This window comes from Actinomadura sp. KC216, from assembly GCF_004348535.1.
Taxonomy (GTDB): domain Bacteria; phylum Actinomycetota; class Actinomycetes; order Streptosporangiales; family Streptosporangiaceae; genus Spirillospora.
In genome coordinates this window covers 1-9754 of record NZ_SMJX01000308.1, presented here as the reverse complement: position 1 = coordinate 9754, position 9754 = coordinate 1, and the positions used below count along the sequence as shown (strand labels likewise).

The following is a 9754-nucleotide window of genomic DNA, read 5'->3' as shown; positions in this document are numbered from 1 at the left end:
GGTTTAGCCGGGGCCGGTTCAGGCGGGGCCGGTTCAGGCGGGGCCGGTTCAGGCGGGGCCGCGTGTGAGGGGATCGGTGTCACCGACCCGCTCCAGGACGCGGAGCGAACCGACCACGCGGCGCTCCTCGAAAGCGCCGCTCTCCAGCGCCCGGAGGTAGATGTGGTACGGCGGCTGACCACCGTCGCGGGGGTCGGGGAAGACGTCGTGAATCGCGAGGGCCCCGCCGACGGCGACGTGCGGCGCCCAGCCCTCGTAGTCGGCCTGCGCGTGCTCTTCGCCATGGCCGCCGTCGATGAACAGCAGGGCGAGCGGCGTCCGCCAGAAGGCCGAGACCGTGCGGGACTGGCCGACGACGGCGACGACCTCGTCCTCCAGCCCGGCGGCGGCGATCGTCTTGCGGAACGTGGGCAGCGTGTCCAACCGCCCCGTGCGCGGGTCGACGAGGGACGGGTCGTGGTGCTCCCAGCCCGCCTGGTTCTCCTCCGACCCGTGGTGATGGTCGACCGTGACGACGATCGTCCCGGCCGTCCTGGCGGCGGCCCCCAGGTAGACGGCGGACTTGCCGCAGTAGGTGCCGACCTCAAGGAGCGGCCCGGCGCCGGCCAGGCGCGTCCCGTACTCCAGAGCGGTCTCGTACAGGGCGAGTCCCTCGTCGTCCGGCATGAAACCCTTGGCATGGCGCGCCGCGCGCAACAGGTCCACGGGCATCGCGGAACCGGCGGACGCCTCGGTGTCGGTCATCGGTCTCCCTCCGTCCGGGCACCATATACGAGACATATGACCGCGAGACGACCGCCTTGCCCATCGAGACTAGAACGTGTTCTACTTTCGTGCTGACGAATGCCGACAATGAAACGGAGGAACGATGAGAGTACGAGTCGACCCGCTGGTGTGCGAGGCGAACGCCGTGTGCGTCGGCCTGGCGCCCGAGGTCTTCGACCTCGACGACGAGGACGAACTCCAGATCCTCACGCCGGACGTCCCGGCGGGGGAGCAGGACCGCGTCCGGCACGCGGTGCGGTCGTGCCCGAAGGCCGCGCTGTCGCTGGACGAGTAGAACCGGTACCGTCCCGCTCCCCCAGCCTCCCATTTTGGGACGGCCCGGAACCATCATCACGGCCCGTCCCGAACCAAGGTGGCCGTTTTCTCCCGATTGCGGGGGGCACCGACCGGTCGCCACACCCCCACGGGAGGAGACCGACCCTATGGCGACCCGGTACCGGCCGCACATCAGCCTGGCCGGCCTCATCTATCTCCTCATCGGCCTGTTCATCGCCTGGGACCGCGGCTACATCACCGGCGACCTGATCCGGCGGGTCGGCAGCGCGCTGCTGGCCGTGTTCCTCTGGTTCCTGATCCTGCTGGGCGTGGACCTCCACATCCGCGCCTAGCCGCCGGACCCGGACACGGGCCGTCCGTTCCCCGCCACAGGACGGCCCGTGTCCGCGACGACAGCCCCTCATCGCGTCACGGTCATAGACCACTGAGTGCGGCGAAGGTTACTTTCCGCACATGACGAAAAAGGACTGTAGTTGCGGACATGGCGGCGGCTGCTCGTGCCCGAAGGGATGCTCCTGCGGCTGCAACGGCTGAGAACGCCCCGCCCTACCTCGGGACGGGCGCGTGCCAGAGCAGCGGGCTCTCCGCGAGCGCGCCGGACGTGGTGCCGGCGCCCAGGACGGCCGGCCCCATGGCGGCCAGCGCGGTGAGCCGCTGATCGCCGGGCCCCGACAGGCCCGGGACCTGGAGACGGCTCCAGGAGACGCCGTCCGCCGACGTGAGGACGGCGCCGTCCCCCTTCGAGGTGCTCGCCGCCACGACGAACCCGTTCGGCGTCGCGGTGACGGCGGTCGCGGTGACGTCCGTGCCGAGGACCCGCTGGGCCCAGGTCGTCCCGCCGTCGACGGAGACCAGCGGCGCGGCACCGGCGCCGATCGCCACCAGAGTCCTGCCCTTGGCGGCCACTTCCGTGAGCGGGCCGGTGGCGAGGCCGGACGGGAGCTTGGCGGCGGTCCACCGCAGGCCGTCCGGGGACGTCCACACGGCGGGCGCCCGGTCCCGGCCGCCGACCGCCACGTATGCGCCCGCCGTCGCGATGACGTCGGCGGCGGAGCCGGTCAGGGCGGTGCGCCGCCATCCCCGGAGATCGGACGAGCGCCATGCCGCACCCGCCCCGACCGCAACATAACCGGCCGGGCCGGACGTGACCGCCACGGGCGGCGGGCCGCCGGGGAACGGCGACTTCTGCCAGGCCAGCCCGTCCTGCGAGGTCAGGGCGAGAGGGCCGGGCCGCGCGCCGGACGTGCGTCCCACGGCGAGCCAGCCCTTGCCTCCGTGGACGACGTCCGAGACCCATCCGCCGGTACCGGGGAACCGGGCCCGCGTCCACGCGCGCCCGTCGGGGGCGCTCCAGATCGCCGCGCCGCCGTTGCTGCTGCCTGCGGCGACGGAACGCCCCGGGCCTGCGGCGAGCGCTCGGATCGTCCGTTCCGGGTGGACGGCGCCCGGCACCCTCCGCAGATCGGCGCCGGACAGGTAGGCGTCGTTGCCCTGCCGTCCCGAGACCACGAGCCCGGGACCGGCGACCGCCAGGGCACTGCTCTGCACAGGCGCCGGGACGGTGCCTCCCGGCCGCCAGGTGCGGCCGTCATCGCTCCGCAGGACGGTGCGCGCGCCCTTCGCGCCCTGCACCAGCACGGCCAAGCCGCCGTTCCCGCCGTTCCCGGCGAATCGCTCGATGCCGTAGCCGCCGAACCGGCTCGCGGCCTGCCATTTCAGGCCGTCGACCGAGGTGAACATGACACCGAAGCGCTGTATGCGGCGTCGCTTCTTCTTGCCGACCGCCTGCCGTCCCTCACGGACGGTCGCGAACCAGCCCGGCCCGGCCGCCAGGCCCTTCGTCGGGCCGTACGAGCCCTGGGCCTGCGGGACGGGCGCGACCGTCCAGGTGCGCCCGCCGTCCGCGGACCGCCAGAGGCCGTCGGCCCGCACCTTGCGGGTGACCTTCTTCCCGGCCTTCCTCGCGGTGATCTTCTTGACGTACGTCCCGTGCACGACCAAGACGTTCCCGCGCGCGGCCACGCGGTCGAGGCTCGTGACCCCCGCGGGGCCGGCGGTGCGCCGCCAGGTCCGGCGGTCGTCCGACGTCCAGACGGCGGCGCGGCCCGCGGCCGTGCCGACCGCGACGAACCCCGCGCCGGTGCCGGTCAGGGCGTTCACCGTGTCGGACGGCGTGAACGGCGCGCCGAGCGGAAGCCTCGTCCAGGTGTTCGCGGTGTCGCTCGCCCACGCCACCGGGGCGCCGCCGGACGATTCGCCGAGCGCCAGCCAGTCGCCCGCCGTTCCGGCGACGTGGCGCGGGCGGTCACCGCGCGGGAGCGCCCCGCCGCCCGCCGCGGCGACACCGGCGACCGACCAGGTGCGCCCGCCGTCAGAGGACACGAGGAACCGGGCCCGCTCCCCGCCGGGAACGCCGTCGCCCTCGGTGCCCGCGGCGACGACCGTCCCGCCCGCGGCGGAGACGGCGGTGAGCTCCTGGACGAGCCCGTCGGTCGCGGCGGCGGGGTCGGGGGCGAACAGCGCGTCCGCCGCCACCGCACCCGGGACTCCCGCCGAAGCCCGCCCGGACTCCTCGCCCCGGGACGCGCCGACGATCACACCGCCCGCGACAACGACGAGCCCCACCGCGACCGCCACCCGCGACCGCAGCCCGGCCCCGACTCCGGGCCCATCGGCCGCCGGCTTCGGCGGACCCGCCACGAGCACGTCATGAGGATCGGGCAACGCCCGGCCGCCCGCGGGCTTGCGGGACGCGGGCTTCGGAGCGGCGGGCTTTCGCGCCGCGGGTTTCGGAGCCGCGGGCTTCGGGACGTCCGGCGGGTCGGCGGGCGGCTCCTCGGGGGCCTCGGCGACCGGCTCGGCGCGGTCGCGGGGCGGGGCGCCGTGGCCCCAGCGCAGGCCGGCGGCGCGCCATGCCTCGTACGCGCGCTGCCAGGGCGACAGCGTCGCGGGCAGGTCGGCGAGATCGCCGGCGACGCCGAACGTCAGGCGCCGCCGGACCTGGCGGGAGCCGGCGGGCTCCTCCTCGGCCGTCCGCCGGGCCTCGTCCTGCTCCGGGGTCCTCGCCGTCACACGCGCTCCTTCACGGTCCTGTCGGACCACCATCAAATCGCGCCACGCACGTCCATGTACGGACATCCGCGTGAACGGCGGCCGATGGGGCCGCGGGAGCGTTCTATCACTTCACGCCCGGCGTATACGATCTTTCACTTCAATCGCCCCCTTGTAGGCAAAACCCCGGATATTGACGACCGGCGCGCCCGCGGACGGGGTGCCGTGCACCTCGGCGCAGACGCCCATGCCGCCCGCCTCCACGCGCACGCCCGGCGGGACGACGATCTCGACCGTCGACTTGTAGGCGATCACCCGCAGCTCGGTGACCTGCGCGTCCAGCTCGGCGCCGCGCAGGTCGATGAGCCCGGTGCCCTTGTACACCACGACCGTGCACCGCTCCGGCAGCCGCCAGCGCCCGGCCCGCTTGAGCGAACCCTTGTAGGCGACCTGGAGGCGTCCGGCCGGTGCCAGCGTGGAGCCCGCCGGAGCGACCCGGGCGTCCTCGGACGGCAGGTCGGCGGCCACGGCCCAGAGCTGCCCGTGGGTGCGCGCCGCGAGCACGCGGTCGATGCGCTCGTCGAGTTCCGCCTCGCTCAGCCGTCCCACCGCGAAGGCCGTGTGCAGCCGGACGAGCATCTCGTCGCGGTCGCCGTCCGAGGCGCGAACGGCCTGGGCCTCCTGCTGCTCGGCGCTCATCGCATCTCTCCCCTCAAGACGAGATGTATCGTAACTCGCCGCCCCTCGGTTTTCGAGACATTGACCGCATCCCGACGCGCGATCTTGCCTGCGGCTCCGCCGGACCTCCGTCCGCTAGATTCGGAAGGGGCCGCCACCAAGGGGGGACGATCGATGGGCGGGACGCTCGGCCGCACGCACGGTCCGTACACGCTGTACGACCTGGACGCGCTCCCCGAGGACGGCCGCCGCTACGAGCTCGCCGACGGCTGGCTGAACGAGCTGCCCGGCGACCTGTGGCACGACCACGCCGCCGACCAGCTGAAGGCGATCCTGAAGGAGGCGGCCCGGCACGCGGACGCCGACGTCCACATCGCCGGGGCCCCGCAGGACGTGACCACCCCGGCCGGCGTCCGCAAGCCCGACGTCTTCGCCGTGACCCGCGACACCGCCCGCGCCGCCCTGGAGCGCCAGACCCGCACCTACTACGGCCCCGACCTCCTCCTGGTCGCCGAGGTGGTGACGCCGCGCACGGTGAACGAGCAGATCGACCGCGTCCGCAAGGTGGACGAGTACGCCGCGACCGGCATCCCGCACTACTGGCTCGTCGACCTGGAGCCGCGTCCCGCCATCACCTTCCTGGAACTCGTGGACGGCCGCTACGAGCTGACCGGCAAGGCCCGCTCCGGCGAGACAATCGCGCTGGACCGGCCCTACCCCATGGCCTTCGACCCGGCACGACTCTCCGAAATGGACTGACCGGACGGCGTGACCGCCCCCGCGGCATTCCCCACCCACCACCATTCAACGGACGAGCTCCGCTCGGCTGAACCGCCTAGGCTTGATCATGTGCTGCTGCTGATGACGCTCGACGGCTGGCGCGCCCAGCCCGGGCCGCGGTTCGTGCTGTCCGACGCCGGCGCGGTGTGGGCGCCGGACGACGACGCCGGGGCGCTCGCCGTCGCCGACGACGTGTTCGCGGACGGGCAGGTCGTCGCCGTCACGCTCGACCCGGAGCCCGGCGCGTCGCCGCCGCGCGGGGTGGTCGACCGGACGGCGGCGTCCCGCGTCCGGTACGCGCGGCGCGGCCCGGACGGGCGGCACGCGGCGCTCCTCGACCGGCCCGCGACCGCCGAGGCGCTGGACCTGCTGCCGCATCCGGAGGGCGGCTGGTACCGGGAGACGTGGCGGTCGGACGCGTCCTTCACGCCGGACGGCTACCCGGGCGAGCGGTCCTCCGCCACCGGCATCTACTTCCTGCTCCCGCCGGGCGAGAAGTCGGTCTGGCACGCCGTCCGGTCCGCCGAGGTGTGGCTGTGGCATCGCGGAGGCCCGCTGTCGCTGCTGCTCGGCGGCGACGGGGAACGTCCGTCCGAGGCGCCGGAGCGGATCACGCTGGGCCCGGACGTCATGGACGGGCGTCAGGTGCCGCAGGCCGTCGTGCCGCCTGGCGTCTGGCAGGCCGCGCGCCCGGCCGGACCGGAGGAAGTGCTGGTCAGCTGCATCGTGTCGCCGGGTTTCGACTTCGCCGACATGAAGTTCGATCACCCGGCCGGATGAGGGAGGCGGCGTGCCGCTCCCGTGCGTGGCCTCACGGGAGCGGCACGCCGCAGGTCAGTCGGAGGAGAACGCGGCGTCGAACGCGGCCGCCGGCGGCTCCATCGCGTTGAGCGCCCGGACGAACTCCAGGGCCTCGGGCGCGCCTTGCAGGCGGTCCATTCCGGCGTCCTCCCACTCGATCGAGATCGGGCCGCCGTAGCCGATGGAGTTGAGGGCGCGGAACACGTCCTCCCAGGGGACGTCGCCGCGGCCGGTGGAGATGAAGTCCCAGCCGCGCCGCAGGTCCGCCCACGGCAGGTGGGACGAGAGCCGCCCGCGGCGGCCGTCGCCGGTGCGGACCTTCGTGTCCTTGCAGTCGACGTGGTAGATCCGGTCGCGGAAGTCGAACAGGAAGCCGACCGGGTCGAGGTCCTGCCAGACGAAGTGGGACGGGTCGAAGTTCAGCCCGAACGCGGGACGGCGCCCGATCGCCTCCAGGGTCCGGACGGTCGTCCAGTAGTCGTAGGCGATCTCGCTCGGGTGCACCTCGTGCGCGAACCGGACGCCGACCTCGTCGAACACGTCCAGGATCGGGTTCCAGCGGGCGGCGAAGTCGGCGTAGCCGCGCTCGACCATCGCGTCGGGGACGGGCGGGAACATCGCGACCGTGTGCCAGATCGAGGACCCGGTGAACCCGACGACGGTGTCGACGCCCAGCGCGGCTGCGGCACGCGCCGTGTCCTTCATCTCGGCGGCCGCGCGCCGCCGGACGCCTTCGGGCTCGCCGTCCCCCCAGAGGCGCGGCGGCAGGATCGCCTGGTGCCGCTCGTCCGGGATGTCGCAGACGGCCTGCCCGACGAGATGGTTGGAGACCGCCCACACCTTCAGGTCGTGCTTGGCGAGGATCTCCAGCCTGCGCGGGATGTAGGCGTCGTCGGCGAGCGCCCTGTCGACCTCGAAGTGGTCGCCCCAGCAGGCGATCTCCAGGCCCTCGTAGCCCCAGCCGGACGCGAGCCGGCAGACCTCCTCGAACGGCAGGTCCGCCCACTGGCCGGTGAACAGCGTGATCGGTCGTGCCATGGTCATTCGCTCCCTTCGACGTCCACCCAGCGCTTCGCGGCGGCGCTGGCGGCGACCGCGGCGAGGACGCGCTGCACCTGGAGCCCGTCGGCGAACGAGGGGCTCGGGTCGGTGCCGCCCGCGATCGCGGCGAGCAGGTCGGCGATCTGGTGGGTGAACGTGTGCTCGTACCCGAGGATGTGTCCGGGCGGCCACCACCGTCCGGCGTACGGATGGACGGGCTCGGTCACGATGATCCGCCGGAACCCGGACTCCGCCGCGCCGTCGCGCGCGTCGTGGAACCACAGCTCGTTCAGCGACTCCAGGTCGAACGCCAGCGCGCCGGACGAGCCGCTGACCTCGATGCGCAGCGCGTTCTTGCGCCCGGTGGCGAACCGGGTGGCCTCGAACGTCGCGAGCGCGCCGCCGTCGGTGCGGGCGATGAACAGGGCGGCGTCGTCCACGGTGACGCGGGCCGTGCCGCCGCCGCCCGGTAGCGGACGTTCCAAGACGAACGTGTCCAGCAGCGCCGACACCCCGACGAGCGACTGCCCGGTGATGAACTGCGCGGTGTCGACGATGTGCGAGGCGATGTCGCCGAGCGCGCCCGACCCGGCCCTGTCACGGTCCAGCCGCCAGGTGAACGGGGCCCGCGGGTCGGCCAGCCAGTCCTGGAGGTACTGCGCGCGGATGTGCCGGACGGTCCCGATGCGGCCCTCGTCCACCAGCGTGCGCGCGAGCGTGACCGCCGGGACGCGCCGGTAGTTGAACCCGATCATCGACCGGACGCCGCGCGCCCGCGCCCGCTCCGCCGCCGCGGCCATCGCCTCCGCCTCCGCGACCGTGTTGCCGAGCGGCTTCTCGCACAGCACGTGCTTGCCCGCGTCGAGCGCGGCGACGGCGATCTCGGCGTGGGTGTCGCCGGGCGTGCAGATGTCGACGATCTGGACGTCGTCGCGGCGGAGCAGTTCCTTCCAGTCGGTCTCCACCGACGCCCAGCCGAGCGACGCGGCGGCGGCCCCGGCTCGCTCGGCGGAACGTCCGGCGAGGGCGGTCATGACGGGTGTCAGCGGCGGCCCGAAGAACGGCCCGACGCTGCGCCACGCCTGCGAGTGGGCGCGCCCCATGAACGCGTGCCCGACCATCCCGACACCGACGGTCGTCGTCATATGTCTGCTCCCCTAGTGTTCGACGGCGCGGCGTTCCCGGCCGGCGCGCCCGCCCCCCACCCGGCGGGCGCGCCGGCGCCCCCGCGGCTCAGGACTCGAAGCCGAGCGGCATGTAGCGGTCGACGTTGTCCTTCGTGATCGTCTCGGAGGCGAGCGTGATCGACTGCGGCGCCTGCCGCTCGACCAGGTCCGCCATGCCCTTGCCCTGCGCGATCAGCCGGCCCAGCTTGATCGCGGACGCGGCCATCGTCGGCGAGTAGGTGACGGTCGCCTCCAGCACCCCGCCGGCCTTGATCTCCCGCATCGCGTTGGCCGAGCCCGCGCCGCCGACCATGAAGAACTCCTTGCGGCCCGACTGCTTGATCGCGGCGAGCACGCCGACGCCCTGGTCGTCGTCGTGGTTCCACAGCGCGTCGATCTTCTTGTGGGCGCGCAGCAGGTTGGAGGCGACCTGGTTGCCGGACTCGACGGTGAACTTCGCGTCCTGCTTCGCGGTGACCGAGAAGCCGTAGGACTTCAGCGCGTCCGCGAAGCCCTTGCTGCGGTCCTGCGTCAGCGGCAGCGTCGCGATGCCCTGGATCTCCACGATCACCGGGTCCGAGACGCCCTTGTCCTTCAGCTTCTTGCCGACGTAGTGGCCCGCGGAGACGCCCATGCCGTAGTTGTCGCCGCCGATCCACGTCCGGTACGACAGCTTGTCGGGGAAGACGCGGTCGAGGTTGACGACCGGGATGCCCGCGTCCATCGCCTTGCGCGCGACCTGGTTCAGCTGCTCGCCGTCGTTCGGCAGGATCACCAGCGCGCCGACCTTCGCGCGGATCAGCGACTCGACCGCGGATATCTGCTGGTTGATGTCGTTGGTCGGCTCGACCGGCTTGAACGTGACGTCCGGGTACTTCTTGGCCTGCGCCTCGGCGTTCTTGGCGATCGCCGCGATCCAGCCGTGGTCGGCGGCGGGCGCGGAGAACCCGAGCGTCACCGGCGTGCCGGGCTTGTCGTTGTCGCCGCCGAGCGTGCCGGCCTGCGCGGCGGGCGCCGGGTCGTCCTCGCTGTTGCCGGTGCAGGCCGCGGCGAGGGTCCCGGCCGCGACGACGGCGCCGCCGAGCAGTACCCCTCTGCGGGACGGACGAGGTGTGTGATCGCGCATGACTGCTCCTGGTCATGGGGGGTGGGACGGCAGGGTTCGAGGGATGGGA

At 73.4% G+C, this 9754-nt stretch carries 10 protein-coding genes; 4 read left to right on the top strand and 6 right to left on the bottom strand.

The features are described from left to right. Positions 1-48 precede the first annotated feature (48 nt). The gene (locus E1264_RS34580; protein ID WP_132180379.1) at positions 49-744 is read right to left on the bottom strand and encodes a class I SAM-dependent methyltransferase; all 696 of its coding nucleotides are present in this window, start codon (positions 742-744) and stop codon (positions 49-51) included. Between the two features lie 124 nt (positions 745-868). On the opposite strand from E1264_RS34580, the gene E1264_RS34575 reads away from it, so the two are divergent. After that, complete coding sequence (locus E1264_RS34575; protein WP_132180377.1) at positions 869-1060, top strand: ferredoxin; 192 nt, start codon at positions 869-871, stop codon at positions 1058-1060. 148 nt (positions 1061-1208) lie between these two features. Continuing rightward, entirely contained in the window at positions 1209-1394 is a 186-nt protein-coding gene (locus E1264_RS34570; RefSeq protein ID WP_132180375.1) for a hypothetical protein, read from the top strand. Positions 1395-1608: 214 nt separating this feature from the next. On the opposite strand, the gene E1264_RS34565 is transcribed toward E1264_RS34570, so the two are convergent. Further along, positions 1609-4134 carry a hypothetical protein gene (locus E1264_RS34565; protein WP_132180373.1) on the bottom strand — a complete coding sequence of 842 codons (2526 nt, stop codon included), beginning with the start codon at positions 4132-4134 and terminating at the stop codon, positions 1609-1611. Between the two features lie 111 nt (positions 4135-4245). Beyond that, on the bottom strand, positions 4246-4812 hold the full coding sequence (locus E1264_RS34560) for a DUF1707 domain-containing protein (protein WP_132180371.1): 567 nt from the start codon (positions 4810-4812) through the stop codon (positions 4246-4248). Positions 4813-4965: 153 nt separating this feature from the next. Here E1264_RS34560 and E1264_RS34555 point away from each other — a divergent pair, with 153 nt between their 5' ends. Further along, positions 4966-5550 carry a Uma2 family endonuclease gene (locus E1264_RS34555; protein WP_132180369.1) on the top strand — a complete coding sequence of 195 codons (585 nt, stop codon included), beginning with the start codon at positions 4966-4968 and terminating at the stop codon, positions 5548-5550. A 90-nt stretch (positions 5551-5640) separates the two neighbouring features. Beyond that, on the top strand, positions 5641-6351 hold the full coding sequence (locus tag E1264_RS34550; RefSeq protein ID WP_243711343.1) for a cupin domain-containing protein: 711 nt from the start codon (positions 5641-5643) through the stop codon (positions 6349-6351). Between the two features lie 54 nt (positions 6352-6405). On the opposite strand, the gene E1264_RS34545 is transcribed toward E1264_RS34550, so the two are convergent. The 3 genes from E1264_RS34545 to E1264_RS34535 all read right to left on the bottom strand — a co-directional run bounded on the left by E1264_RS34545 (position 6406) and on the right by E1264_RS34535 (position 9705). Continuing rightward, positions 6406-7410, bottom strand: coding sequence for a sugar phosphate isomerase/epimerase family protein (locus tag E1264_RS34545; protein WP_132180367.1), 1005 nt, complete (start codon positions 7408-7410; stop codon positions 6406-6408). A gap of 2 nt (positions 7411-7412) precedes the next feature. Next, entirely contained in the window at positions 7413-8558 is a 1146-nt protein-coding gene (locus E1264_RS34540) for a Gfo/Idh/MocA family oxidoreductase (protein WP_132180365.1), read from the bottom strand. Between the two features lie 88 nt (positions 8559-8646). Continuing rightward, the gene (locus E1264_RS34535) at positions 8647-9705 is read right to left on the bottom strand and encodes an ABC transporter substrate-binding protein (RefSeq protein ID WP_132180363.1); all 1059 of its coding nucleotides are present in this window, start codon (positions 9703-9705) and stop codon (positions 8647-8649) included. Positions 9706-9754: the final 49 nt, after the last annotated feature.

Bases quoted from the DNA above. Each gene is read 5' to 3' on its own strand.
- E1264_RS34560 (WP_132180371.1), bottom strand. From the start codon at position 4,812: ATGAGCGCCGAGCAGCAGGAGGCCCAGGCCGTTCGCGCCTCGGACGGC.
- E1264_RS34570 (WP_132180375.1), top strand. From the start codon at position 1,209: ATGGCGACCCGGTACCGGCCGCACATCAGCCTGGCCGGCCTCATCTAT.
- E1264_RS34540 (WP_132180365.1), bottom strand. From the start codon at position 8,558: ATGACGACGACCGTCGGTGTCGGGATGGTCGGGCACGCGTTCATGGGG.
- E1264_RS34545 (WP_132180367.1), bottom strand. From the start codon at position 7,410: ATGGCACGACCGATCACGCTGTTCACCGGCCAGTGGGCGGACCTGCCG.
- E1264_RS34535 (WP_132180363.1), bottom strand. From the start codon at position 9,705: ATGCGCGATCACACACCTCGTCCGTCCCGCAGAGGGGTACTGCTCGGC.
- E1264_RS34580 (WP_132180379.1), bottom strand. From the start codon at position 744: ATGACCGACACCGAGGCGTCCGCCGGTTCCGCGATGCCCGTGGACCTG.
- E1264_RS34575 (WP_132180377.1), top strand. From the start codon at position 869: ATGAGAGTACGAGTCGACCCGCTGGTGTGCGAGGCGAACGCCGTGTGC.
- E1264_RS34555 (WP_132180369.1), top strand. From the start codon at position 4,966: ATGGGCGGGACGCTCGGCCGCACGCACGGTCCGTACACGCTGTACGAC.